Here is a 26,581-nt window from a genome sequence, read left to right as displayed (position 1 = left end):
CCAAGATACCCCTTGCGTCTCCTGTACACTGGGAATGTGATCGGAGGATGGGGCGGACCGCCGCCGTCCTCGCCGAGGCTGCGAAACGGGAGGTTCATCGTGACGGCTGCGGGTTCGGGCATCAAGGGCGTGTTCTTCGACATCGACGGGACGCTGACGAGCTTCGTCACGCATGTGGTCCCAGCCTCCACGATCAGCGCGTTGCACCGGCTGCAGGCCAAGGGGATCAAGGTGTTCATCTGCTCGGGGCGCGCACCGAGCCACATGACCGTCGTGCTCGACACGATCCCGATCACCTTCGACGGCATCGTCGGGCTCAACGGCCAGTACTGCTGCGACCCGCACGGCTTCCTCGCCAAGGAGCCTCTCGGCGGCGACGACATCGCCACGATCACCGCATGGCTCGACGCCCATCCGGACGTCGTGGCGAACTACTGCGAATCCGACTACGTGTACTTCAACCAGGTGACCGAGGCGATGCGCGCCACATGGCGCCAGCTCGGCAAGACCGCGCCAAAGGTGTTCATCGACGACCCGCATACGCGTCCGCTGACGCACGAGACGTTCCAGATCAGCCCGTACATCGGGTACGACGCGCAGGACGAGATCGTCTCCCTGTGCCGCAACGTGCAGGGCGTGCGGTGGCATCCCGACTTCGTCGACCTGATCCCGGCGGACGGCGGCAAGCCGGTCGGCATCCAGCGCTTCATGGACCATTACGGCTGGATGCGCGACCAGATCATGGCCTTCGGCGACGGCGGCAACGACACGACGATGCTCGCGTTCGCGGGGATCGGCGTCGCGATGGGCAACGCCACCGAGGAGCCGAAGCGCGCGGCCGACTATGTGACCGACGACGTCGACCATGACGGCGTGCTCAACGCGCTCAGGCACTTCGGCGTGCTCGACTGACGCGTACGGTACACGTAAACCGGTACGGCCCGGAATAACCCCTTATAACAAACGTCGATTACGAAACCGCGTGGCCGGCTCCCGCATGTCTGTATAGTTGCCAATCGTTACGGCGGGCAAACCGTCGCTATCGATTGAGAGGAAGAACATCATGCGTTTCACGAAGACCGCCGCGGCCGCCATCGCCGCGATCACCCTGGCAGCGTTCGGCCTGGCCGGGTGCGGCAACGCCTCCACCGCCACCAGCTCGGAGGACGACAAGACCATCACCGTGGCCGCCAGCCCGACCCCGCACGCCGAGATCCTCAACAAGGCCGTCAAGCCGATCCTCGAGAAGGACGGCTACAAGCTGGAGGTCAAGGAGTTCACCGACTACGTGCAGCCGAACACCGCGACCGAGGACGGCGAGGTCGACGCCAACTACTTCCAGCACAAGCCGTACCTCGACAACTTCAACAAGGAGAAGGGCACGCATCTGGTGTCCGTCGAGACGGTGCACTTCGAGCCGTTCGGCCTGTACCCGGGCAAGACCACGTCGCTTGACGCGCTCGCCGACGGCGCCACCGTCGCCGTGCCGAACGACGCCACCAACGAGGCCCGCGCCCTCCTGCTGCTGCAGGACGCCGGCCTGATCGAACTCAAGGACCCGGAGGACATCAACGCCACGCCGAAGGACATCACCTCCAACCCGAAGAACCTGCAGTTCAAGGAGCTCGAGGCGGCCGTCGTGCCGACCGTCATCAAGGACGTCGACATCGCCGCGCTCAACGGCAACTACGCGATCCAGGCCGGCTTCGACGTGACCAAGGACGCCCTGCAGCTCGAGAAGGCCGACGGTCTGGCCGCCAAGACCTACGCGAACATCCTTGTGGTCAAGGAGGGCAACGAGGACACCGCCAAGACCAAGGAGCTCAAGAAGGCCCTCAACTCCGACGAGGTGCGCGACTACATCAACGACAACTACAAGGGCGCCGTCGTCCCGGTCTTCTGATCGGGCCGTCGTCCAATCCACTTTCCGACCAGCGGTACGATGCCGCACGGCCCGGCGTGACAGACGCCCGCCGTGCGGCATCGCCGTGTCTTCCGAGACCTTCACGACAAGGACTGTTCATGATCCAATTCGACCATCTGAAGAAAAGCTACGGCACCGGCGCGGACGCGCATGAGGTGCTGCACGACATCAACCTGACCATCGAGGACGGCGAGGTGTTCGGCTTCCTCGGCTCCTCCGGCGCCGGCAAGTCGACGCTGGTGCGCACCATCAACCTGCTGGAGCGCCCCACCGAGGGCAAGGTGATCATCGACGGCAAGGACGTCTCGCACGTCTCCGGCCGCGAGCTGGCCGAGCTTCGCACGAAGATCGGCATGATCTTCCAGGACTTCAACCTGTTCCAGCAGCGCACCGTGCTGCGCAACGTCACCTTCCCGCTGGAGCTCGCGCACCGTCCGAAGGACCAGCGCATCGAACGCGGGCGCCGCCTGCTGCGTCTCGTCGGCCTCGAGGGTTTCGAGGACCGCTACCCCAGCCAGCTGTCCGGCGGACAGCAGCAGCGCGTCGCGATCGCCCGCGCGCTGGCGAACGAGCCGAAGATCATGCTGTGCGACGAGGCGACGAGCGCCCTCGATTCGACGACGACCGTGCAGATCCTTGACCTGCTGCGCCGCATCAACCGCGAGCTCGGCGTGACCCTGGTGATCATCACCCACTCGCTGGCCGTGGCACGCAACATCTGCGACCGCGTGGCGATGATCGACGGCGGCAACATCGTCGAGGTCGGTGAGACCGCGGAGCTGTTCGCGCACCCGAAGAGCGACATCCTCAAGGCGCTGATCGCCAGCGCGAACGAGCAGAACGGCCGCGACGAGAAGGACGACGCGGCCGGCGCCGGCACGGACACGGACGTTACGAGGGAGGATCGCTGACCATGGGACAGGTCGTTTCGCAATTCATCGCCGACTACGGCGAACTGCTGCTCGAGGGCACGCGCGACACGCTCATCATGACGGCCGTGTCGACGCTGCTCGCCTACGTGCTCGGCATCCCGCTCGGCGTGCTGCTGACCATCACCGGCCCGAAATCGCTCTGGCCGCATCGCGCGATCAACACGGTGCTCGGCTGGATCGTCAACATCGGACGCTCGATCCCGTTCATCATCCTCCTGGTGGCGATCATCCCGTTCACACGTCTGATCGTCGGCACCTCGCTCGGCGTCGAGGGCGCGATGGTGCCGCTGGTCATCTCCGCCGCCCCGTTCGTGGCGCGCGTCGTCGAGCAGTCCCTCGCGGATGTGGACGGCGGACTCATCGAGGCGGCGCAGAGCTTCGGCGCGAACAACTGGCAGATCGTCACCAAGGTGCTGCTCTTTGAGAGTCTGCCTTCGCTGGTGCGTGGCGCGGCCATCACGTTCATCAACCTGTTCGGCTACTCCGCGATGGCCGGCACGGTCGGCGCCGGAGGCCTCGGCGACATCGCCATCCGCTACGGCTACCAGCGCTACCAGTACGACGTGATGATCGTGGCCGTGGTCCTGTCCGTGGTGCTCGTGCAGGTCATCCAGTCGCTCGGCGACTGGGTAGCCCGCCGCATCGACCACCACGCGCGCTGACATCACACGCTGACACCGCGCGAACGAAGCGTTGAAGCCGATACGTTAGACTGGGGCGTTATGAGTACCATCATCATGCACACCTCCGAAGGTGACATCACGATCAACCTGTTCGACGACAAGGCGCCGGAGACGGTGAAGAACTTTCTCGGCCTCGCCACCGGCGAGAAGGAGTGGGCCGACCCGTACACCGGTCAGCCCTCCCACGAGAAGTTCTACAACGGCCTGACCTTCCACCGCATCATCAAGGACTTCATGATTCAGGGCGGCTGCCCGCTGGGCAACGGCACCGGCGGCCCCGGCTACGACTTCGACGACGAGATCGACCCGTCGCTCAAGTTCGACCGTCCCTACCTGCTGGCCATGGCGAACGCCGGTCTGCGCCGCGGCATGGACGGCAAGGTCCACGGCACCAACGGCTCGCAGTTCTTCATCACGACCGTGCCGACCCCGTGGCTCGACGGCCACCACACGATCTTCGGCGAGGTCGCGGACGACGAGTCGAAGGCCGTCGTCGACAAGCTCGAGGCGCTGCCGACCGACCGCATGGACCGTCCGACCGAGCCGGCCGTGATCCTGTCCGTCGACGTGGCCGAGTGATGTCCGCCGCGCTCTGACCCGCTCTGACCCGCTCTGACGGACGCGGCCAAGAGCAGTGCGAACAACGCGAGCAACGCGAATACGGAAGAGAGCCCCGATCCCAACTCACGGGATCGGGGCTCTCTCAATGAACAAGCGAACAGGCTACTTCATCCGGCGCAGGCGCGGCTCGGCGGAGTCCTTCGCGCCGGTGATGCGGTAGACGTCGAAGACGCCGTCGATCTTGCGCACGGCGGCGAGCAGCGTGTTGAGATGCTGCGGATCGGCCATTTCGAAGCTGAACTGGCTGGTGGCGACGCGGTCGGAGCCGGTGGAGATCGAACCGGAGATGATGTTGACGCCGTGATCGGACAGCACGCGCGTCACATCGGACAGCAGGTTGCGGCGGTCCAGCGCCTCGACCTGGATCTTGACCATGAACACGCCCTTGGTGCTGGTCCACTCCACCTCGACGACGCGCTCGGACTGGCGCTTCTCCAGATCGATCATGTTCTGGCAGTCGGTGCGGTGCACGGACACGCCCTGGTTGCGCGTGATGAAGCCGATGATCTTGTCGCCCGGCACCGGCATGCAGCAGCGCGCCAGCTTGACCCACACATCGCCCACGCCCTTGACGGACACGCCGGACGAGCTGGTGGCCTTCTGACGGCTTTCGACCGGCTTGAGCGGCAGCGCCTCCTGCTCGATCTCCTCGTCGACCTCGTCGGCGCCGGCGTCCTTGACCAGATGGGAGATGACGTTCTGTGTGGAGATCTGCCCGTCGCCGATGGCGGCGAACAGGCCGTCGGCGTTCGGGAAGTTGAGTTCGTCGGCGACGCCGACCAGCGCCTCGGGGGTCAGCAGCGTGTTGATCGGCAGGCTGCGCTTGCGCATGGCGCGCGTCAGCTCGTCACGGCCTTCCTCGATCGCCTCGGTGCGGCGCTCCTTCGAGAACCACTGGCGGATCTTGTTGCGCGCCTTCGGGCTCTTGGCGAAGCTCAGCCAGTCGCGCGACGGGCCAGCGGTGTCGGATTTGGAGGTGAGGATCTCCACCGTGTCGCCGTTCTCGAGCTTCGTGTCGAGCGGCACCAGACGGCCGTTGACGCGCGCGCCCATCGTGCGGTGGCCGACCTCGGTGTGCACGGCGTACGCGAAATCGATCGGGGTGGCGGCCGCCGGCAGGGAGATGATCTTGCCCTTCGGCGTGAACACGTACACCTCGGCCGAGCCGAGATCCTCCTTGAGGGAGCCGAGGAACTCGTTGGAGTCGGGCGTCTCGGACGTCCAGTCCGCGAGCTGCTGGATCCACTTGAGGTTGTCGGCCTCGCTCAGCTCCTGGTTCTCGGAGCCCTCGCGCTTGCGGTCGGACTTGTCCGGCGAGCTCAGGGCGCGGCCGGCCTGACCGTTCTCCTTGTACTTCCAGTGCGCGGCGATGCCGAACTCGGCGCGACGGTGCATGTCCCACGTGCGGATCTGGATCTCGACGGGCTTGCCGCCGGGGCCCACCACCGTGGTGTGCAGCGATTGGTACATGTTGAGCTTCGGCATCGCGATGTAGTCCTTGAACCGGCCGGGGACCGGGTTCCACCGCGCATGCACGGCGCCGAGCGCCGCATAGCAGTCCTGGATCGAATCGACGATGATGCGCACGCCCACCAGATCGTAGATGTTGGCGAAATCATGCCCGCGCACGATCATCTTCTGGTAGATGGAGAAGTAGTCCTTCGGACGTCCGGTGACGTACGCCTTGATGTGCTGGGCGTCGAGGTCCTCGTTGATCTCGGCGAGGATCTGCTTCAGGTACACGTCGCGCTGACCGGCCCTGCGGGCCACGAGCACGACGATCTCGTTGTAGATCTTCGGATAGATGACCTTGAAGCTCAGCTCCTCGAGCTCGGTCTTGATGGCGTTCATGCCGAGGCGGTTGGCCAGCGGCGCGTACACGTCGAGCGTCTCATGCGCCTTCTTGACCGCGCTGGAGGTCTTCACGTAACGCCAGGTGCGAGCGTTGTGCACGCGGTCGGCGAGCTTGACGACGAGCACGCGCACGTCGCGGCTCATCGCCACGACCATCTTGCGGATGGTCTCGGCCTGCGCCGAATCGCCGTACTCCATCTTGCTCAGCTTGGTGACGCCGTCCACCAGGCCTGTGACCGTGTCGCCGAATTCGGCGCGGCACTGGTCGAGCGTGTAGTCGGTGTCCTCCACCGTGTCGTGCAGGAGACCCGCGGCGACGACCAGCGGGCCCATGCCGAGATCGGCGAGGATCTGCGCGACGGCCAGCGGGTGGATGATGTACGGTTCGCCCGACTTGCGCCGCTGGGCGGAATGCTGGATGACCGCGCGACGGTAGGCGCGTTCGAGGATGGTGAGGTCCTCGCCGGGGTGGTGGACACGGCACGCCTGCATGATCGGCAGCAGCGGATTGATCGGATCCGTGCTGACCTCGCAACCCAGCTTGCGTGCGGAATCGAATTCCATCTCATCGCCTGCCATGTGCCACCTCCCTCGGTTCACGCCTTGCCACGGGCTTTTCTCTGGCTCTCTATCCTAACGCGCCTGACGCTGTTCGGACCAACGCGATTCAGGCCAGTCCGGTGGAGCCGAACCCTCGCTCGGCCCTGTCCGAACCGGGCAGGCTTTCGGCGGGGACGAACCTCGCCTCGACGTAGCGCTGGATGACCAGCTGCGCGATGCGGTCCCCCACCTCGAAGTGCGCGGTGCGCTCCGGATCGAGGTTGATGAGCGGCACCTTGATCTCGCCGCGGTATCCGGCGTCGATGGTGCCGGGCGCGTTGAGCACGGTGACGCCCTGCTTGACGGCGAGGCCGCTTCTCGGATGCACCAGACCCACGTAGCCGTTCGGCAGGGCGATGGCCACGCCGGTGGGCACCAACGCGCGTTCGAACGGCTTCAGGTCGAACGCCTCGGCGGCCCTCAGATCGGCCCCGGCGTCACCGGCGTGCGCGTAGAACAGCCGGGCGAGTTCGGCCGGCTGGTCCGGGCCGACCGCCCTGACGAGAACCTCGGTGTTCTCCGGCTCGTTGTATGCGGGATCGAAGGTCATGTCAGGCCGCGCACTCCTGGCACACGGGCTGGCCGTCGTCGGTCATGTAGGCCAGCTGGCTGCGATGCTTGACCAGGAAGCACTCGGAGCAGATGAACTCGTCTCCCTGCATCGGGATGACCGTCACGGAGGAGTCCTCGTTGCTCAGGTCCGCACCCGGCAGCTCGTAGTCCTCGGCAATGGCGTTCTCGTCGTCGTCGATGTCGCTCGAAGAGTTCTGAGAGCCCTTTCCCAGAGCCTGCAGCGATTCCTCGTCCTCGTCCTTGTTACGGGGGGAATCATAATCCTGAGCCATCGCGATCCTTTCGTCCGTACGTCCGCGCCTGGGTGACGCGGACATATCATGATTATGACCATAACGGTTATGATCATAGCGGTCCGTTGCGTTTACTCGGCATAGAATACACGATTTGAAATACTCGTAAAGTTCGACACGTGGGGCATACTTGAAGAAGTAACTCCAGTTTTACAGAAAGCGGTGCGCGCATGCCTGAGAATTCGCCGAGGGGGGCTCGTCTCGACCATGTTTCCGACGCGGGCGACCTGGTGTTCGAAGCGGGCGGCGAACGGTTCGTCGTCACGGTCGACGACGCGCTGGAACGCGCGGTGCTCGCGGCGAAGCAGATCCGCATGGAGTCCCACAGCCTGCGTCAGCCGCGCGCGAACGCCGCCCTGCCGATCTCCCGGATCCAGCAGCTGATCCGCGCCGGCGCGGACCCCGCGCAGGTCGCCGAACGATACGGCCTCGATCAGGCGCTGGTGCGCCGTTTCTCCGCGTCGGTGCAGATGGAGAAGCAGTACGCGATCGAACAGTTCAAGCGTATACCGGCGCCCAAGGAGAGCCGCGTGCGCACGGTCGAGGACCTCATCTACATGACGCTCGCGATGGCGAGGGTCGATCGCGGCACGCTCTCCTGGCAGGCGACGAGGCGCGGCCATGAGCCGTGGCGCATCTCGGCGATGTTCCTCGCCTCCGGGCGCAAGGTGCGCGCCGAATGGACGTGGGACATGCACGACAACACCGTCGTGTGCCTCAACCCCGCGGCCAAGAAGCTGCTCGGCGAGCAGAATCTGGGATTGGGCGGCGAGTCGGACATGCGCCGGCCCGATCTGGCGCCGATCATCGAAGAGTCCATGGCCCCGCAGCCGAGTCAGACGGCCGGTGACATGGACTTCCCCATCTCCCCCGCCGTCGCGAACGGACGGGCCGCCTCCGCCACGTCGCTGATGCCCGTCGTGCCGGAGCCTGATGACCCGTCGGAGGGCGGTGCCGCGGCGGACGCGACGAACGGGGACTCCCGCCCGGAGACGATGGGGGACATCCCCGTCGTGGAGGGCGATGCGTCCCGGCAATCCGCGCAACCGGAACGGACGGACGGCGTGAATGGCGATCTGCCGCCGGTCCCCGATCCGGAGGGCGGCGACCGCAAGTCCCCCGGTTCCGTGGGAACCGTGGCCGCCGGCGCGTCCGATATGTCCGACGACGCGGGCAACGGCGCACAGGACGGCCAATCGGCGCAGGCGCCGAAACGACATACGCGCCGCTCCGCGATCCCCAGCTGGGATCAGATCCTCTTCGGGGAGTGACCGCCCCGGCTGACGCCGATCACGTCGGTCACGCCACGTCGATCAGGCAGGGGATGTCCATCTCCAGCATGGTCTGCGAACCGTGCACACTGGGCAGGCGCGTGGCCTTGTCGGATTGGATGCGCGTGTCGACCAGCGTGACGGCCCCGGCGGCCTGCACGATGACGTCGCCGAGCATCGGCTCGACGCGGGGGTCGACCGGACCGAACAGCCCGTCGGCGATGGCCTCGCGCTTGGTGCGCACCAGCGCCCTGTCCTCCAGCCGGCTGCGCCATCTGCTGGCGATCGAATCGGGGTCCTCGCCCCGCTCGGCGTAGAGCATGAGCGCGCGCGGCTCCCCGCCGACCAGACGCACTCCCCTGGCGAGTTCCGGCTCGGCGGCGATGTCGATGCGCTCGCGCGGGTCGACGGTCACCATGCCGTGATCGGCGACGACGACGATCAGCGTGCCCTTCGGCGCCTCACGCTTCAACATCGACAATTGCGCGTCAATGCGTTCGAACGTGCCGACCCACTGTTCGGAATCCCATCCGTCGGCGTGACCGACCTTGTCGGCGTCGCGGATGTACAGGTATGTGAGGCCGGGTGTGCGCGCCGCGCGGGCCGCCGCACGCACGCGGTCGGACGGGGTGACGCCCGCCACGTACCGTCCGCCGCGCAACGCCGCCTCGGTCAGCGGCGATCCCTCGAACTTCGCCAGTCCCGAACTGGTGACCTCGACCCCCTCCGCGACAAGCCGCTCGAAGACGGTGGGCTCCCGCTGCAGGTCATGCGGGTCGACGAGCGGACCGGCCTTGTCCGCCTCGGCCTTCGGCATCAGCGGGTCCTTGAACTGGATCAGCTGGATGATCCGGTCGCCCTCCGGGTCGAGCTGCGTGTATCCGGCCATGCCGGTCAGACCGGGGCAGGTGCCTGTGCCGAACGTCGCCATCGCGGCCACCGTGGTGCTGGGCGCGCAGGTCGAGATCGGACGCTGGTTCGCGCCCTCGCGCATCAGCGAGCGCAGGTAGGGCGCGTGCCCCAGCCGCATGTTGAGGTTCCAGTAGCCCAGTCCGTCCACGAGCACGACGATCGCGGATGCGGCGTCGGGGAAACCAAGCGAGCGTTGGAGGGCCTTGGGGTCGGCGTGCACGCGCGTGGCGACCGGGTGCCCGATGGCGGCAGAGAGGGCCGGCAGCACGGCGGACAGATGCAGCGCGCCGCCGCGGGTACACTGTCCCGGTTGGCTTTCCGCCGCGGGCGTCCAGTCGCCGTACTCGGCAGTCTGGGTCAATCGGAGCAGTTCGTTCATTTCCGGCACATCCACACTCATATGGTTCATAGTAATCGTCGTCCGACATCTCCCGTTCGTCGACCTTCCGCCCCGTCCGGAACCGGTGGCATCGCTGCTGGTAGTATGGTGCGGGTTTGATTTTCGTCGGTTGTCTTTCGTCAGGGAGTCCGTCTTATGGCATCGCATCGCAGGAACACCGCCTCGGCATATGATCCGCGCACCGTCAAGGAGCATATCGTCGAGACGCCGTTGAACGAGGAGATGAGCAAGTCGTTCCTCGAGTACGCGTATTCGGTGATCTACGCGCGCGCCCTGCCCGACGCCCGCGACGGCCTGAAGCCGGTGCAGCGGCGCATCGTCTATCAGATGGGTCAGATGAACCTGACGCCGGACCGCCCGTACATGAAGTCGGCTCGTGTGGTCGGCGAGGTGATGGGCAAGCTGCACCCGCACGGCGATTCGGCGATCTACGAGGCGATGGTGCGTCTGGCGCAGCCGTTCGCGATGCGTCTGCCGCTGGTCGACGGCCACGGCAACTTCGGTTCGCTCGACGACGGCCCGGCCGCCTCCCGATACACGGAGGCGAGGCTCGGCCCGGCGGCGCTCGCGATGAATGCGGATATCGATGAGGACACGGTCGATTTCACGCCGAATTACGACAACAAGCTCAAGGAGCCGACCGTGCTGCCGTCGGCGATCCCGAATCTTCTGGTCAACGGCGGCTCCGGCATCGCGGTGGGCATGGCCACGAACATGGCGACGCATAACCTCGGCGAGGTGATCGCGGCAGCCAAGCATCTGATGGCGCATCCCGACGCCACGCTCGAGGAGCTCATGCGCTACGTGCCGGGCCCGGACTGGCCCGGCGGCGGCATCGTGATCGGCCGCGACGGCATCCGCGAGGCGTACGAGACGGGCCGTGGCACGCTCACCACCCGCTCGAAGACCCATATCGAGAACGTGACGGCGCGCAAGAAGGCGATCGTCGTCACCGAACTGCCGTTCATGGTGGGTCCGGAACGTGTGCTGGAGCGCATCTCGGAGGGTGTCAAGGCCCGCAAGCTGGAGGGCATCACCGGCGCCATCGATCTGACGGACCGTCATAACGGCACGCGCATCGTCATCGAGATCAAGACCGGCTACGACCCGAACGCGGTGCTGGCGCAGCTGTTCCGCCACACGCCGCTGCAGGACAACTTCACCATCAACAACGTGGCGCTGGTCAATGGACGTCCGCACACGATGGGTCTGAAGGAACTGCTCGAGGTGTGGGTGGAGCATCGCCGCGTGGTCGTGCGCCGGCGCAGCGAGTTCCGCCGCAGGAAGGCGCTCGAGCGTCTGCATCTGGTCGAAGGCCTGCTGCTCGCGATGGTCGACATCGACGAGGTCATCCAGGTGATCCGCTCCTCCGACGACGCGGACGCGGCGAAGAACCGGTTGATGGCCGTGTTCGATCTGGACGAGGTGCAGGCGCAGTACATCCTCGACCTGCGTCTGCGCAGGCTGACCCGCATGAGCCGCATCGAGCTCGAGACGGAACGCGACGACCTGAAGCAGCGCATCGAGGAGCTGGATCGTATCCTCGCCTCCGCCGAGGAACTGGACCGAGTGGTCGTGTCCGAGATGGACAAGACCGTCGAGGAGTACGGCACGCCGCGTCGCACCGTGCTGCTGGACGAGGGGCCGGACGGCTCGCTCGCGCCGGTCTTCGCCAAGGGAGATGACTCGGGCGCGTCATCCGCCGCGTTGGAGGCGGCGCGCGCCGCCGAGACGCTGTCCTCCGCCGAGGCCGACGTGGAGGCCGCGACGGCCGCACGCAAGGCCGGCGAGGACGATGCCGCCGCCGCGGCCCTGCAGATCGAGGACGAGCCGTGCGTCGTGATGATGGGCGCGACCGGCCTGATCGCACGCACCACCCCGTCCGCGATGGACGTGTACGAATCGCGTTCCGTCTCCGACAAGCGCGTGAGGAACGACGAGATCACGACGATCTTCGCGACGTCCACGCGTTCCACGTACGCGCTGATCACCTCCGCGGGCCGTCTGGTGCTCGGCCATGTGGCCGACCTGCCGGCCCTGCCGCCGTCGGACACGCTGAGCGTGACCGGCGGAGTCAAGGCCGACGAACTGATCGGCATGACGGAGAACACCGATCCGGTGCCCGGCGAGCATGTGGTCACGGCGATCGCGATGACCCCGGCCGACGGTACAGGTGAGGGTTCCGACGACTCCGATGCCGCAGCCGCGGCACCCGCCCCGCTGACGATCGGCACGAGGAACGGCGTGATCAAGCGCTGGAACCGTGAGGCGCCGACGACGATGGACTCCTGGCCGGTCATCGACCTGAAGGACGGCGACGAGGTGCTGTTCGCCGCGCCCGCCGCGGACGAGGACCGTCTGGTGTTCGTCTCCTCCGACTCCTCGCTGCTCACCTTCGAGGCCGGCAACGTGCGCCCGCAGGGTCGTACGGCCGGCGGCATGGCCGGCATCCGCCTGGCCGAGGGCGCGCATGTGGCCGCGTTCAACGTGGTGCCCGCCGGCAAGGTCGCGTGGACGTACGAGGAGGGCGACAACGGCCTGACCGCCGCGTCCGGCGCCGTGGTGCTCACCGTCGCAGGCGACGAGGACGCGCTCGCCGGTACGGAGAACGGCTCCGCGAAGCTGACGCCGCTGGAGATGTACCCGACCAAGGGCCGCGCGACCGGCGGTGTGCGCTCGCAGCGTTTCCTCAAGGGGCAGAACACGTTGATCTTCGCGTGGGTGGGCCTCTACCCGCTGCACGCCTCCACCGATTCCGGCTCCCCCGTCGAGCTGCCCAAGCCCGATATGCGCCGCGACGGCTCCGGCGTCGACCTCGCCGCCCCGATCGCGGTCATCGGCTGATCATCCACATCGGAAGTTCGTTCCCGCCGTCCTTCGGCTCCTCCTGCCCGGGGAGTCGAGCCGCGGGGCCGGGACGGACTCCCGACACAGGGCACACGGGCACTGGGTGATGTGTACCCTGAAGACCTCTGTCATGAAGACCTCCACTTCAGGCTGTCTCAGAGTTGGTCTTGGAGTCGGTAGGTGTCACAACGTGATTCCAGCCCGTTTTTCGATGCGTTGTGACAATTTTCGTTGTCACAACTCGCTCGAATCAGCAAAAAACGCACGTCGTGACAAGAACGACGATCCCGCGACGGACGACGACTGAGACCGTCCCATCGAAAAGCTTGGAATTCCGCCATTCTGACGATTCCCTTCTGCGCGTGATCGCATGTGTCGCCGACAATCCGTGTCACGACGCGCAAAAAGCGACGAAAACCACACGTTGTGACAAGGTCCCGTGCCATTCAGCGACGATTCGGAGTATTCTCACGTTGAACGGCAGTGCAGGGTGCAGAGAAACGATGCTCAACGAATGTTCCAACAGTGAGCAGGCAGAACCGAGTGGATATATGCCTCCCCTTGTCGGCCTTGTCCCACGCAGTGACGACGAGAATACGGTTTACCACCTACACTGACAAGTATGCGTTTGTCGAGGATCTCCACGTTGTATATGGTGACGACCGCGCTCAATGCCACAGACTGAACGTATCTCGGAGGTGAAATGAGCGAATATCAGGAATCCAAAGTCGGTGACGACAAGCAAAGCTGGCCGAAACCGAAACAGAGCCGGCGTGCAGGCAAAGGCATGGGCGTGGCCGGCAAACCGGCGCCTGCCTTCGCCGGTAAAGACAAACGCGCGATGCCGTTCAAAGCCACCGGGCACAAGGGTGGCATCAGCTTCCGGTGACTCGTTTCGTCCCCTGTGCCGACCGTCCTGTCAACCGGAGAGCCTGACGCATATCCATGACACCGGCCTCGGCCTCCCACAGCCTCGCATCGTATACTGAGCCACCATCGCGCACTTCCAGTTCCAGACCAGTGCGTGCAACCGAATACCAGTGGAGCGCCCGCTCATAGTCCAACGTGCATCCGCGTGCGTTTGCGTACGCCCGTGCAAGACGCAGTGCTACGCTCCCCCAGATGCGTGGCGTACCATCACGACCGTACCGGTACGCTCTCAGGAACATGTCAAGAGCCTTGGCGTAGTCAATTTTGCATCCCCTGCCTTCGGAGAGCATGTCACCGAGTTTGTAGCAACCTTCGGCGATACCGGCTTCGGCCGCGTGACGGAAGCAGTCATACGCCAATACATCCGTATCCGGCTTGGGCGGCACTTCGCCGAAGGTATCGAAATACGAGCGATAGTACTCCCCCTCGCACCTGTCATAGGCGTACACATAGCCAAGGCAGAGCCAGCCGATCGGGTTACCACGGCCCGCCGCATGCCGGTACAGGATTTCGGCGGCCTTGAAGCAGTCAATACGCAGCTCATGGTCCTCTACTCGGGTGTAGCCCATGCCCTCCCCGTAGTACATACCGCCGTAATGCAGGGCTATGTCGCCGTCAGGATCACTCAGATCCGCCACATGACAGCAGTCGTCCTCGTCGGTACCGGCGTCGTAGAACGGCACGCCTTCGGACGCCTCATCCGCATGCCCGATACCCACTGGCTCGATGTCCACGAAGTCGGGATCGGGATAACAGCCAATGCGGTCCCGTCCGGCAGTTCCGTCTTCGTCCCGTACCGGCATGGTGATGAACAGTAAAGGCAGGATGGGCCCGACCACCGGATCATCATAGAGGAAATACTCGTCGCCGTAATCGATAACGGGTATGTCATCGTGCGCGTTAATCAGCGGATTGCCGCTTTCGTCAAACACCATGGCTATGCCTTCCCGATCAATCTTTCATGACCAACCGCACCCAGATGCGATGATATTCGCCCAGCGTCTCCGTCTCCAGATATTCGGCATAGACGTGTTTGCCTGCATCCAGGAGACGCGCGATGATCTCGTTCTCATGCGCACGCACGAAGCCGATGGACGTCTCGCCGAGCAGTGCCTCCACAGTCCACGGGTCATCGGCATCATCCGGTTCGCGCCGCAGCACAATGGTCTGTCCCGTTCCAGCTTTACGTATATGCTCGAGCATGTCGGCATTCGCACCGCTGTCCGCGAATCCGCGTCCCCCGATCAGATACGTACGATCCACAAGCACGATGGTCGCCGCATATGGCTGTGGCAGTCCGAGTCCGTCTCCCGATCCCGTGAACGGCACTAACGTAAATCCATCGTCGGCAAGCGATATTAGGTCCACCGCAGCATTCCCATCATCAGAGCCGTTCCGCATCGTCTCGTCCTTCCCGTTCGCCTCGTTCGGCGTCTTCGATGCCGTTGTCATTGCTCTCGGTCCTCCTTGACCAGTCTCTCGTATATCTCATCGTAACGGGTCTGTTCCCGTTCGTATGTTTCCACTTGCGTTCTTATGACACTCACCGTCGCGCTCACCCATTCCGGGTCCGTGAGTCTGTCGCGCAACGTGTACGGCTCCGTGGAAGTCAGCTTGTCAAGTCTGGTTGTACAGGCCTTAAGCCGATCGTCCAGCAATTCGCATTCGGTTTCCAGTTCATCGACCGTCAATCGTGAGTAATCAACGTCATCCGCCATGTCCACGGTGGCTACGTCCAGCGCCCGCATGAGCTCCAGATCACCGTGGGCGAGCGCGTTCTGCGCCATGGCGTAGTAGTCGGCGCGTTCCTCATCTCCGGGGAACAGGTCGGGATGAAACCGGCGAGCCAGTTTGCGGAACAGCCTGTTCAGTTCCTTGGATTTCGCTGGTCCCATGGGACGCATGCCACTGTGCCAGCGCAGCAGGTCGTTCAGTTGCCGTGTCTCCCGCGCGATTCGCTGCTTCCACTGAGAGAACTCCGCGTCGAGTTGTTTCGTAACGGCTTCGGCGTCCACCGGTTTCCCCTGATTGGTGGACATCCTAGCCAACGCGTTTCGTCGTTTGGCACGTCGAACCGCCAGTTCCGCCTTGATCAGTCGAGTCCTCCACACGCCGATCTTGGTGGCGTAGTCGGCTTTGATCTGCGGGATCTCCTGTTGCCGGATCTCATCGATACGCGCCAGCGTCCGTGCTATGGCCGCACGCAGATCCCTTATACGTTTCATAGATTCTGCCGTCAGTTGCATGGTCTTGCGATCATATGGCCCGGCGGTGTCCTCACAATTCGCCATATCGGCTCCTTATCCTCTTCCAGTATGCCATCACCGCTAATACGTACGCATGTCCCCCGGAACGTTGGCGAGAGACCGAAGACGGGGATTATGTCCCGCGGCGATGGCATGGCTACTACACTGGGACTGCAGGAGGCGAATCATGAGACTTCTGGTGGCGGTAGGCAATACGGCGTTGTCCCATGCGATCCAAGGGACGCTCAGCAATGCCCGGTACACGGTGGTGGCGGTCGAGCCGAAAAGCATGGCCTCCCCCGAGGCGGCGCCCAAGGTCGTCGCCGCAGTGCTCCGCGAGCATACCGACGATCCGGCCGAGAAGCCGTTCGACATCGCCGTGCTCGGCTCCCCCGATCTGGTGCCTGCCGTCAAGGCGGTGCAGCCGTCGATCAGGACGCTGCTGCTCGCCACCACCGCCCTGCGCGGAAGCGTGGCTGATGCCGCGCGCGCGGCGTCCAAGGCGGTTCCGAACGCGGGGCTCGGCGGTGATACCGCCTCCGAGTCGTCCAAGTCGTCCGTTTCATCCGATCGCCCGTCTGATCAATCGCACGGTCAAACTCACGATCAGGCATCCGGTCAACCCGCCGCCTCGACGCAGCCGGCCGATCCGACGAAACCGGACGCCACACTGCGACTCCCGTTCTCCGATACGGAACTGCTCTCCTACGTCGAGTTGTTGGCGCGTGATTCCGCCGGGGCCGGCGCCGAGACGATGATGATCCGCGGCGATCTGACGCTGGACCTGACGAACCGCAAGGCGTATTTCGCCAGCACGCACAACGCGATGCCGCTGTCCCGACTGGAATACGATATCCTCGAGACGCTGGTCAGGGCGCGAGGACGGTTCGTCGGCCTCGATGAGCTGCAACATTCCGGTGGCTCGTATTTCACACAGGAAGGTCTGGTCCGCCGCGGCGTCGAATCGCTGGATCGCAAGCTGCGCAGCGCCGGTCTCATCATGACCAAGCGTGACGGCTACTATCGCGTGCTCTAGTACAGGCGCATGCCCTGTGGGACCGGGGTGAAACCGGCCTGATGCAGGACGCGCATATAGGAGTTGCTCGCGTTCAGGGGCCAGCCGTTCACGTCGGTGAAGGTGAACGTGCCGGGACCGTTGCGACGCAGGGAGTATGCCAGCTCCGTGAGAGCCGGCCTCAGCGTCTGCGCCTCACCGTCGCGATCAACGGTGAAGGGTCGCGTGGCGGCGGTATCGGAGACTTTCTGCTCCCCTTTGTCACCGAACACGGTCAGATGCTTCGATCTTGGCGTGGCGTAGGCGACGGGAGCCCCGTCGGAGAGCACCACGATGCCTCCTGCACGTCTGGTCGGCTTGCCGGCGCCGCTCGGTGTGGGCGGCCAGGCGATCGCGGAACCGTACAGGTTCGCCGGGTCCAGCACGCTGATCGCGACGGGTGAGCGCATGTGACCGTCATCGGCCGCGGTCCGGCTGCCTTCCACATTCGCGGAACCCATATTCCGCAGTGCGTCGACCGTGTCCCGCTCGGCGAACTGGGCGGCACCGAAGCCCTTCACGAACATGCCTCGCGAAAGACGCCCGTGCTCCTCCATGCGTTTGAGCAGCGGATAGATGCCGGAGAATCCGCCGAGGATACCCTCCCTGTCGATCAGGGGCTGTGCGATGACGCCGTACCGGTCGAGGAGGATCTCGACCCGTTCCAACGCCTGACGTTCCGGGGTCGTCGACGGATCACCCTCGATGTCCTCGACAGCGTCCGAACCGATCGTTTCGGTCATTCCGATCGTTGCGTCGACCGTGACTCCCGTTCCCACACCTCCGACCAGCGACCACAGGCCGCTCACGGTCATCGGGATGCGGGTCTGCACGCGGATGCGTCGACGTGACGCACGAACCGGCGTGCGAACCTTCCGACCGCCCGAACCCAAGCCCAATCCCGATCCAGCTTCCAGCGCGCGTACGGGCACGAGCGAGCTATTGGTGACCTTGCCCTGCCACACCAGCGACCATAGGGCCTCCTCGAACTGGCTGTCGGACCATGGACGCGGCGAAGCGTCCGGCGCGGGGACGTCGAGGATCTCACCGGTCTCGGGATCGACGGTCTCCACCGTCTCGATGAACCGTGCCGCGTCATCCTGCCAGCGTGCGCGGGTCATCGCGGCCAGTTGCGATACATGATAGGCGCCACCGGCCGAGAGGACGTCGAGAATGGCATCGGGAAGCGTCATACCGTCATCGGCTGCGGAAGAACCATCATCCCCATCCCCCGCGCCGTGTACCAGCAGCAGCGAATCGGCGGGATGGAAGGCGATCAGCCCCGGCTCCGACGCCTTGGTGCCGCCGGTCTTGGAGCCGATCCACACGATCTCCCCGCCGGTGATCAGCTCGTCGAGCATCGCGGGCGAGTATCCGCCGACACGCGAGGGGAACACGTTCGACTCCCACACGGATGCGGGCAGCGCCACCCCCTCAAGTTGTTCGATGACGCGCATCAGCCCGTCCACGCCCTCGTACCGTTCGCCGCCGACCGGCCCAACGCCCTGACGTTCCAGCAGGAACGACTGGTAGACGGCCGGCTCGACGGGTCGTACGGCCGAACGCGCCTTGGCGAGGGAGCGTGCGCGGATACGACGGAACACCTCCCGGTGCAGCCATTGTGTTGAGGTGGATGCCGAATCGTTCGACGCAGTGTCGATGAAATGTCCGCTGAGAAGCTCCCCGCGTCCCGCAAGCTCGTCGAGCGCATGCACGGCCTCGTCGGCCGCGATACTCAGGTCGGCGATCATCCGTTCGGCGGTGAACGGTCCATGCGTCTTCGCGTATCTGGTCACACGTCCCATCACGTCATCCGGTGCGAGGTCGTTCCAGAAGGTGCGCCCCGCGAGCTCCCCCTCGACCTCGGCGATGACGGCCGGGTCGAGCACGGTGGCCATGTCGGTGACGCCGAGCAGCCGTTCCAGCACCTCGGGGTCCATGGACAGCAACCGCACGCCGCGCTCGGCCTGCGGCACGTCGTACTGGTACATGACCGATCCGACGAATCCGAACAGCAGGTTCTCGGCGAACGGCGAGGGAGTCTCCGTCGCCACGGCCCGCAGGGCGACGTTTCCGGAGTCGAGACCGGTCATGAGCGTACGCAATGCGGGCAGGTCGTATACGTCCCGCAGACATTCGCGGGCGGTTTCGAGCAGCAGGGGGAAGTTATGCCGGACGCGCGCGGCGTTGAGCAGTTGGGCGGCGCGCAGCCGCTGCTGCCACAACGGCACGCGTTTGCCGGGTTCGGTGCGCGGCAGGAACAGCGACCGTGCGGCGCATTCGCGGAATCGGGCCGCGTACAGCACGCTTTCGCCCACCCCGGTCTCGACGATCCGTTGCAGCTCGTCCGGATCGAACAGGAGCAGTTCGCGGATGGGGATGTCGCCGACGCCGTCGGGCAGACGGATGACGATGCCGTCGTCGGCCGCATACGCCTGCCCGTCGAAGCCGTATCGTGTCTTGAGCCGTGCGGTGACGGCCATCGCCCACGGCTGGTGGACGCGCCGGCCATACGGCGAGTGGATGATGACGCGCCAGTCGCCCTCCTCGTCGGGACAGCGTTCGACGACGATGGCGGTGTCGTTCGGCACGGTTCCGGTCGCGGCCTGTTGTTCGGCGAGCAGCCTGGCAAGGTTGGATACGGCGTTGCTGTCAAGGCCGTCGGCGTGCAGACGACGTGCTGTGGATTCATCGAAGGAGGGCGACGCATCCGATGACCGCGGCGTGACGAGGCCCGCCGAAACCTCCCGCAGGAACCGTCCTTTGGCGCGGCCGAAGCCGGCGTCCCGGCCGGATTCCTCGCCATGCCAGAACGGCAGACGCGCGGTGCGTCCGGGCGCGGGCGTGACGACGACGCGGTCGCGGGTGATCTCCTGGATCTGCCAGGTGGAGGTGCCGAGGGTGATCACGTCACCGACGCGCGACTCGTAGACCATCTCCTCGTCGAGTTCGCCGACGCGGCGCTGCCCTTTGCCGGCGTCCGCCTCGGGCAGGATCACCGTGTACAGCCCCCGATCCGGGATCGTGCCACCGGAGGTCACCGCAAGCCGTTGCGCGCCGGGGCGCGCGGCGATGAGATCGGCCTCGTGGTTCCACATGAGCGGCGGCCGGAACGCGGAGAACTCCTCGGTGTTGTACGCGCCGGTCATCATGCCCATGACCGCGTCGAACATGTCTCGCGCGAGGTTCTCGAACGGCGCGGACCGGCGCACCGTTCCATACCATGCGTCCGGTTTCAGGTCGTCCATCGCGGCCGCGGCCACGGTCTGCTGGGCGAGGATGTCCAACGGGTTCGACGGTATGTCGAGCGGTTCGATATCCCCCGCGCGCATGCTCTCGATGCTGGCGGCCACGCCGACGATCTGCTCTCGCGTGAGCGGGTAGAACAGCGCGTGCGAGACGCCGCCGACGCGATGGTCGGCGCGGCCCACGCGCTGCAGCCCGGACGCGACGGACAGCGGCGGCGAGATCTGGATGACCAGATCGACCGATCCCATGTCGATGCCGAGCTCGAGGCTGCTGGTCGCGACGACGCAGCGCAGCTCGCCGCGTTTGAGCCGTTCCTCAATCTGCTTGCGGCGGTCCTTGGACACGGAACCGTGATGCGCCATCGCGATCACGTCATCCGCGCCGTGCGAGCCGACGAGCATCGTGGTCGAACCGACGACGGCGTCGTAGTGCCGGGCGAATCCCTCGCGCCCCTCGGGCGACGTCTTGTCCCCGCTTCCGGCGTTTCCGACTCCCCCGCTCCCCCGCCGTTCGGCGTACAGGTCGTTGAGACGCGCGGTGAGTTTTTCGGCGAGACCGCGCGAATTGACGAACACGAGCGTGGTGCGGTGCGCGAGGATCTCGTCGAGGACGCTCGCCTCGACCACTGGCCAGATCGACCCGGACGACCCGGAACCGGAATCCGAACCCGAGCCACTGCTGAGGTCGCGCATGTCGGGCAGAGGCTCGACGACTTTCAGGTCCATGTCGGGCCGTTGCCCGGGGTTGACGATGCTCACGGGCTGCATACCCCCAAGGAACCGCGCGGCTTCGGCGGGCGGGTTCACCGTGGCGGACAGGCCGATGCGCTGCGCCGGTCTGTGCGGCGCGTCATGCGCGCCGCCCGCGCCGTGCACAGACGTCTGCGCGCCGTCCCGTCCGGATCCGGTGATGAGGTCGTCGAGCCGCTCGAGGCTCAGCGCGAGATGCGCGCCGCGTTTGGTGCCGGCGAGCGCGTGGACCTCGTCGACGATGACGGTGTCGACGGTTCTGAGGATGCGACGGGCCTTCGAGGTGAGGATGAGGTAGAGCGATTCGGGTGTGGTGACGAGGATGTCCGGCGGATGCGTGGCGATGGCCCGGCGTTCCTTGGGCGTGGTGTCGCCGCTGCGTGTGGCCACGCTGATGGGTGGCGCCGCCAGCCCCATCGCCTCGCACTGGCGTGCGATGCCGGCAAGCGGCGCCTCGAGGTTCTTCGCCACGTCGACGGCGAGCGCCTTGAGCGGTGAGATGTAGAGGATGCGTACGCCACGCGGCCGTTTGCCTGAGGCGCCCGCGGCGATGTCGGCGCCGTCCGTCATGAGTCGGTCGATCGCGGAGAGGAACGCGCACAGCGTCTTGCCGGAGCCGGTGGGGGCGATGACGAGTGTGTTCGCTCCGGAGTGGATGACCGGCCATGCCTCACGCTGCGCTTCGGTGGGCGTGCCGAAGGCGTGTCTGAACCACTCCCGTGTGGGGTTCGAGAACGACGCCAGAGATTCGCACATATGTTCGATTATGGTGCGGGGGCGCGACTGACCGACACGGCTCACGCGCGCTTGCGGCGCAGCGATTCGTGCATCGCGACCATGAGCGCGAGGAAGACGAGCAGGTAGAACGGGAACAGGGAGATGGTCACGTACTGGGCGATGAGGCCGAACAGCGGGGGCATGAGCATCGAGCCGATGTAGGCGCACGCCATCTGCACGCCGACGATGGCCTGCGAGTTCTCCTCGCCGAAATAGGACGGCGTGGAGTGGATGATGCACGGGTAGACGGGGGCGCAGCCGAGTCCGATGATCGTCAGTCCCGCGAACACGCCGAGGTGATGCGGCAGCGGCAATAGCAGGACGATGACGCCGGCGAGGATGAGCGCCTGCCCGAGGCGGATCATCTGGTGGTCGGCCAGTCGCATGGTGAGGAACCCGCTCAGCGCCCGGCCGACGGTGATGCCGATGAAGAACAGGCTGATCCAGCTGGCAGCCTCGGCCTTGCCGATGCCGTGCCCCATGACCATGTAGCTCGCGCCCCACAGCATGCAGGTGGATTCGATGGCGCAGTAGCACAGGAACATGAGCAGGATCTCCGCGGCCCCCTTGATGGCGAGCACGCCTTTGACGCCGAGCGGTTTGCGGGCGGTTTCGACGGGCTTGCGCGCCGAAACCGGGGATTCCTCGACGGCGGCCGCACGTCTGCGCGACTTCCACAGCGGCAGGCTGACGATGAGGATCACGGTCAGTGCGATCTGCAGGAAGCCGATGTACCGGTATCCCCATGACCATCCCTGTCCGTGGGACAGCGCGTAGCCCATGACGTACGGGCCGGTCAGCGCGCCGACGCCCCACATGCAGTGCAGCCAGCTCATGTGACGGCTCTCGTAGTGGATGGCGACGTAGTTGTTGAGCGCCGCGTCGACGCCGCCGGCGCCAAGTCCGTACGGCACGGCGATCGCGAGGAGCGTCCAGTAGTTCGGCGCGATGGAGAATCCCATCAGCGCGGCCGCGGTGAGGCCGACGGACACGGCGGTGACCCGACCGGCGCCGAAGCGCAGGGTCATGCGGTCGCTCATGAGGGCCGAGCAGATGGTGGCCGCGGAGATCGTCATCGAGATGCCGCCCGCCCATGAGACAGGGGCGCCGAGGTCCTGGCTCATCGTGGGCCATGCGGCGCCGAGCAGGGCGTCGGGAAGGCCCAATGAGATGAACGACAGATAGATCACGGCGAGCAGCAGGCTTGCCATCAGCCCTCCTTTGGGGTCACAACACGCGATATGTACGGTCGTACATACTACGGTGCGCCGGAGATAAGCAGGGCGCATCACAGCGCGTCGCGTCACATGGCTACGCCTCCTGGATCGGAGCGCGGAAGTAGCCGGCGATCTCGTCGGCCGTGCCGTAGGAGGACTGCGCCCCCAGTCCGGTGGCCGCATAGGCCGCCACATAGGAGGCGATCTGCGCGGATTGGAGCAGCGTGTACCCGGCGGCGAGGCCGGCGAGCACGGTGCCCATGAACGAGTCGCCGCATCCGGTGGTGTCCTTCGCGACGATCGTGGCCGCCGGCACGCGGTGCCAGCGCCCGTCCTCGATGACGATCGAACCGTCCTCCCCCAACGTGACGACCGCACGTTCGAAACCGTAGTCGACGAACCGTTCGACCACGTCGGACCAGTCCAGCGCGTTCCAGTCGTCATCCTCGGGCGGGTCGAATTCGAGCAGCTGCGCCGCCTCGTGCTCGTTGACCAGCAGGATGTCGGTCGATTCGACGAGCTCGTGGGGCAGCTCCGCCAGGAACGGGGATTCGTTGAGCAGCACGGTCACGCCGTCGGCGTGCGCGAGGCGGGCCGCCTCGATGACGGTGGGCATCGGGCTCTCGAGGCACAGGCCCAGCACACTGGCCTCGGCGAGCGCCGTGCGGTGCGCCTGCACGTAGCCGGCGCTGACCTTGGCGTTCGAACCGGCGGAGTAGACGATGGTGTTCTCGCCGTTCGCGTCGACGGTGATGACGGTGGTGCCGCTCGGCCCCTCGGTGTGCAGGACCTCGCCGGTGTCGACGCCAGCCTCGTCGAGGCGTCCTAGAAGGAAGGCGCCGTTCGCGTCGTCTCCGATGGCGCCGTAGAAGCGCACGTCGACGCCCATACGCGCGGCGGCGGCCGCCTGATTCGCGCCCTTGCCTCCGGGCAGGATCTTCAGGGGGCCGCCGTTGACGGTCTCACCGGGTGACGGCAGACGACGGGTGGTCACGGTGTAGTCGGCGTTCATCGAGCCGACGACGGCGACCGACCCAGCCGCGTCACGAAGGCTGATCAGCCGTTCGCGCACGGCGGGAGGCATCTGGGAACGTTCGCCGCCTCTGGCGGAGGCGGAATCGGGATTCATCACGATATTCACGTCCCCTTAGCATACCCCACCGGGATCAGGTGTCGATCTTGGAGCGGTCGAAATCGTCGGCGTTCTCGACGATGAAGGCCTTGCGCGGCGGCACGTCGTCGCCCATGAGCAGGCTGAAGATCTCGCTGGCCTGGGCGGCGTCCTCCATGCGGATGCGCCGCAGCATGCGCGTGCGCGGGTCCATCGTGGTGTCGGCCAGCTGGTCGGCGTCCATCTCGCCCAGACCCTTGTACCGCTGGATGTCCGGGTTGTAGGCGATGTGCCTGCCGTCCAGATCGGCGAGCTTGGCGGCGAGCTCGTCGTCGGAGTACGTGTAGATGTACTCGCCCTTGCGCGGGCCCGCCAACGCGATGCGGTGCAGGGGCGGCACGGCCGCGTACACGTAGCCATGCTCGATGAGCGGGCGCATGTAGCGGTAGAACAGCGTCAGCAGGAGGATGCGGATGTGCGCGCCGTCCACGTCGGCATCGGTCATCATGATGACCTTGTGGTAGCGCGACTGCTCGATGTCGAAGCTCTGGCCGCTGCCGGCGCCCACCACCTGGATGATGGCCGCGCATTCCTTGTTCGACAGCATCTGCGTGATCGACGCCTTCTGCACGTTGAGGATCTTGCCTCGGATCGGCAGCAGCGCCTGGAAACCGGAGTTGCGGGCGGCCTTGGCGGTGCCGAGCGCGGAATCACCCTCGACGATGAACAGCTCCGCCACGTCGTCGTTGCCCGGCTGGCAGTCGGACAGCTTGGACGGCATGGACGCCGATTCGAGGGCGTTCTTGCGGCGCGTGACCTCCTTGGCCTTGCGCGACTGCACACGCGCGTGCATCTCGCCGACGATCTTGTCGAGCACACGGCCCGACTGCTCCTTGTAGCCGCGTTTGGCGCCGGAGATCATCTCCCCGAACTGCGCGTCGGCCATGCGCGTGACGATCGGCTTGACCTGCGCGGTGCCGAGCACATCCTTGGTCTGCCCCTGGAACTGCGGCTCGGCGATGCGCACGGTGACGACGGCCACGAGTCCGGCCATGATGTCGTCGCGCTCGATGCGCATGTTCGAGTCCTTGAGGTTCACCTTGAGCCTGCGTGCGTTGGCTTCGACGGCCTTGCGCACCTGCTTGGTGACCGAGTTCATGAGGCCGTCGACGTGCATGCCGCCGCCGGGCGTCTCGATGATGTTCACGAAGCTGCGGATGTCGGTGTCGTAGCCGTTGACCCAGCGCAGCGCGATGTCGACGCCGCAGGTGCGGGTGACCATCTGCGCGTGCAGCTCGCCGTTCTCGCCGACGGCCTGCGTCTCCTCCTCGTACGTGTCCTCGCCCTGGATGCGCCAGATGTCGCTCACGGGTTCGCCGTGCGACAGGAAGTCGACGAAGTCCCTGACACCGCCGGTGTGGCGGAACTCCTCGACGCGGGCGTGCGTGTGGCTCGCCGCGTCGGCCTTGGCGACGGCCACGGCGTCCACCTCGTCCGTGTCATCCGCCGACGCCTCGGTACCATCGCCGGCCGCGGCGGCTACCATGTCGGAGGCCGTATCGACGGGATCCGCGTCGATCTCTCGCATCTCGTCGACGGCCGCGTCCCCGGTTTCGGGCACGTTCTCGTCGACGACGGTGATCTTGAGCCCCGGCACGAGGAAACTGGTCTGCCGCACGCGGTCGATGAGCTGCTCGTACGAGAACTCGGCGGTGCTGTTGAAGATCTCCGGGTCGGCCCAGTAGCGCACGCGCGTGCCGGTGCGCTTGGCGGGCACCTTGCCGATGACCTCCAGCTCGGTGGGACGGTTCTTGCGGGTGCGCTTGAACGGCGAATCCGGCGAAGGATGCTCGGGGTCGGCGTCCGTGTAGACGCCCGGATGGCCCTGATGGAACGCCATGTGGTGGGTCAGACCGTCACGGTCGACCTCCACGTCGAGACGGGAGCTCAGCGCGTTGACCACGGACGAGCCGACGCCGTGCAGGCCGCCGACCGCGTTGTACGAGGAGTTGCCGAACTTCGCGCCCGCGTGCAGTTTGGTCATGACGACCTCGACGCCGGACAGGCCGGTCTTCGGCTCCTTGTCGACGGGGATGCCGCGGCCGTTGTCCGCGACCTCGATCGATCCGTCGGTGTGCAGGGTCACGACGATGTCGTCGCAGAACCCCGCCAGCGCCTCGTCGACCGAATTGTCGATGATCTCCCACAGGCAGTGCATGAGGCCCTGGCTGTCGGTCGTGCCGATGTACATGCCGGGGCGCTTGCGCACCGCGTCAAGCCCTTCAAGGACGGCAAGGTCCTTCGCGCCGTATTCTTCTTTGGCCATAATCCTTCCGTT

The 26,581-nt window shown here is 65.7% G+C and carries 20 protein-coding genes; 9 read left to right on the top strand and 11 right to left on the bottom strand.

The genetic code is table 11. The features are described 5' to 3' along the window. The first annotated feature begins 96 nt into the window (after nucleotides 1–96). The 5 genes from CSQ85_RS00960 (at nucleotide 97) to CSQ85_RS00940 (ending at nucleotide 4,118) form a co-directional block, all read left to right on the top strand. On the top strand, nucleotides 97–912 hold the full coding sequence (locus CSQ85_RS00960; protein WP_190972858.1) for a Cof-type HAD-IIB family hydrolase: 816 nt from the start codon (nucleotides 97–99) through the stop codon (nucleotides 910–912). Between the two features lie 151 nt (nucleotides 913–1,063). Then, nucleotides 1,064–1,903 (top strand): MetQ/NlpA family ABC transporter substrate-binding protein, encoded by an 840-nt coding sequence (locus CSQ85_RS00955; protein WP_150382467.1) that lies wholly within the window; start codon nucleotides 1,064–1,066, stop codon nucleotides 1,901–1,903. Between the two features lie 119 nt (nucleotides 1,904–2,022). Continuing rightward, nucleotides 2,023–2,835 (top strand): methionine ABC transporter ATP-binding protein, encoded by an 813-nt coding sequence (locus CSQ85_RS00950; RefSeq protein WP_150382466.1) that lies wholly within the window; start codon nucleotides 2,023–2,025, stop codon nucleotides 2,833–2,835. 2 nt (nucleotides 2,836–2,837) lie between these two features. Beyond that, a complete protein-coding gene (locus CSQ85_RS00945) occupies nucleotides 2,838–3,518 on the top strand; it encodes a methionine ABC transporter permease (RefSeq protein WP_150382465.1) in 681 nt (226 codons plus the stop codon). Nucleotides 3,519–3,578: 60 nt separating this feature from the next. Next, nucleotides 3,579–4,118 carry a peptidylprolyl isomerase gene (locus tag CSQ85_RS00940; RefSeq protein ID WP_107040446.1) on the top strand — a complete coding sequence of 180 codons (540 nt, stop codon included), beginning with the start codon at nucleotides 3,579–3,581 and terminating at the stop codon, nucleotides 4,116–4,118. Between the two features lie 144 nt (nucleotides 4,119–4,262). On the opposite strand, the gene CSQ85_RS00935 is transcribed toward CSQ85_RS00940, so the two are convergent. The 3 genes from CSQ85_RS00935 to CSQ85_RS00925 form a co-directional block, all read right to left on the bottom strand. Beyond that, nucleotides 4,263–6,593, bottom strand: coding sequence for a RelA/SpoT family protein (locus CSQ85_RS00935; RefSeq protein WP_150382464.1), 2,331 nt, complete (start codon nucleotides 6,591–6,593; stop codon nucleotides 4,263–4,265). A gap of 88 nt (nucleotides 6,594–6,681) precedes the next feature. Beyond that, entirely contained in the window at nucleotides 6,682–7,164 is a 483-nt protein-coding gene (gene dut / locus CSQ85_RS00930; protein ID WP_150382463.1) for a dUTP diphosphatase, read from the bottom strand. A 1-nt stretch (nucleotide 7,165) separates the two neighbouring features. Continuing rightward, complete coding sequence (locus CSQ85_RS00925) at nucleotides 7,166–7,459, bottom strand: DUF4193 domain-containing protein (protein ID WP_034530006.1); 294 nt, start codon at nucleotides 7,457–7,459, stop codon at nucleotides 7,166–7,168. Between the two features lie 191 nt (nucleotides 7,460–7,650). Between CSQ85_RS00925 and sepH the strand changes: the two genes are divergently transcribed. Further along, the gene (gene sepH / locus CSQ85_RS00920) at nucleotides 7,651–8,751 is read left to right on the top strand and encodes a septation protein SepH (RefSeq protein ID WP_150382462.1); all 1,101 of its coding nucleotides are present in this window, start codon (nucleotides 7,651–7,653) and stop codon (nucleotides 8,749–8,751) included. Between the two features lie 28 nt (nucleotides 8,752–8,779). Here sepH and CSQ85_RS00915 read toward each other — a convergent pair whose 3' ends face one another. After that, on the bottom strand, nucleotides 8,780–10,063 hold the full coding sequence (locus tag CSQ85_RS00915) for an alkaline phosphatase family protein (RefSeq protein WP_150382461.1): 1,284 nt from the start codon (nucleotides 10,061–10,063) through the stop codon (nucleotides 8,780–8,782). 135 nt (nucleotides 10,064–10,198) lie between these two features. Between CSQ85_RS00915 and CSQ85_RS00910 the strand changes: the two genes are divergently transcribed. Continuing rightward, entirely contained in the window at nucleotides 10,199–12,907 is a 2,709-nt protein-coding gene (locus CSQ85_RS00910; RefSeq protein WP_150382460.1) for a DNA gyrase/topoisomerase IV subunit A, read from the top strand. Nucleotides 12,908–13,613: 706 nt separating this feature from the next. Further along, nucleotides 13,614–13,799 carry a hypothetical protein gene (locus CSQ85_RS00905; RefSeq protein ID WP_150382459.1) on the top strand — a complete coding sequence of 62 codons (186 nt, stop codon included), beginning with the start codon at nucleotides 13,614–13,616 and terminating at the stop codon, nucleotides 13,797–13,799. Here CSQ85_RS00905 and CSQ85_RS13290 read toward each other — a convergent pair. From CSQ85_RS13290 to CSQ85_RS00890, 3 genes are read right to left on the bottom strand one after another with little or no spacing between them, the layout of a single operon-like run. Continuing rightward, entirely contained in the window at nucleotides 13,786–14,775 is a 990-nt protein-coding gene (locus CSQ85_RS13290) for a tetratricopeptide repeat protein (RefSeq protein WP_223846746.1), read from the bottom strand. The two genes, CSQ85_RS00905 and CSQ85_RS13290, sit on opposite strands and share 14 nt — an antisense overlap. A 16-nt stretch (nucleotides 14,776–14,791) precedes the next feature. Continuing rightward, nucleotides 14,792–15,292, bottom strand: coding sequence for a hypothetical protein (locus CSQ85_RS00895; RefSeq protein ID WP_150382458.1), 501 nt, complete (start codon nucleotides 15,290–15,292; stop codon nucleotides 14,792–14,794). Then, on the bottom strand, nucleotides 15,289–16,131 hold the full coding sequence (locus CSQ85_RS00890) for a J domain-containing protein (protein ID WP_150382457.1): 843 nt from the start codon (nucleotides 16,129–16,131) through the stop codon (nucleotides 15,289–15,291). The genes CSQ85_RS00895 and CSQ85_RS00890 overlap by 4 nt, the downstream gene beginning before the upstream one ends. Nucleotides 16,132–16,273: 142 nt before the next feature. Between CSQ85_RS00890 and CSQ85_RS00885 the strand changes: the two genes are divergently transcribed. Next, the gene (locus tag CSQ85_RS00885; protein ID WP_150382456.1) at nucleotides 16,274–17,122 is read left to right on the top strand and encodes a response regulator transcription factor; all 849 of its coding nucleotides are present in this window, start codon (nucleotides 16,274–16,276) and stop codon (nucleotides 17,120–17,122) included. On the opposite strand, the gene CSQ85_RS00880 is transcribed toward CSQ85_RS00885, so the two are convergent. From CSQ85_RS00880 to CSQ85_RS00865, 4 genes are all read right to left on the bottom strand, one after another. Then, the gene (locus CSQ85_RS00880) at nucleotides 17,119–21,894 is read right to left on the bottom strand and encodes a DEAD/DEAH box helicase (RefSeq protein WP_150382455.1); all 4,776 of its coding nucleotides are present in this window, start codon (nucleotides 21,892–21,894) and stop codon (nucleotides 17,119–17,121) included. The two genes, CSQ85_RS00885 and CSQ85_RS00880, sit on opposite strands and share 4 nt — an antisense overlap. 41 nt (nucleotides 21,895–21,935) lie before the next feature. Beyond that, nucleotides 21,936–23,126: an MFS transporter gene (locus CSQ85_RS00875; RefSeq protein WP_150382454.1), complete on the bottom strand. Its 1,191-nt coding sequence runs from the start codon at nucleotides 23,124–23,126 to the stop codon at nucleotides 21,936–21,938. Between the two features lie 100 nt (nucleotides 23,127–23,226). Continuing rightward, nucleotides 23,227–24,216: a ribokinase gene (locus CSQ85_RS00870; protein WP_150382718.1), complete on the bottom strand. Its 990-nt coding sequence runs from the start codon at nucleotides 24,214–24,216 to the stop codon at nucleotides 23,227–23,229. 82 nt (nucleotides 24,217–24,298) lie between these two features. Next, complete coding sequence (locus CSQ85_RS00865; protein WP_150382453.1) at nucleotides 24,299–26,569, bottom strand: DNA gyrase/topoisomerase IV subunit B; 2,271 nt, start codon at nucleotides 26,567–26,569, stop codon at nucleotides 24,299–24,301. Between the last annotated feature and the right edge of the window lie 12 nt (nucleotides 26,570–26,581).

The organism is Bifidobacterium rousetti (assembly GCF_008698235.1).
In the GTDB taxonomy this organism is placed as follows: Bacteria; Actinomycetota; Actinomycetes; order Actinomycetales; family Bifidobacteriaceae; genus Bifidobacterium; species Bifidobacterium rousetti.
This window is presented reverse-complemented; position numbering and strand designations above follow the sequence as displayed.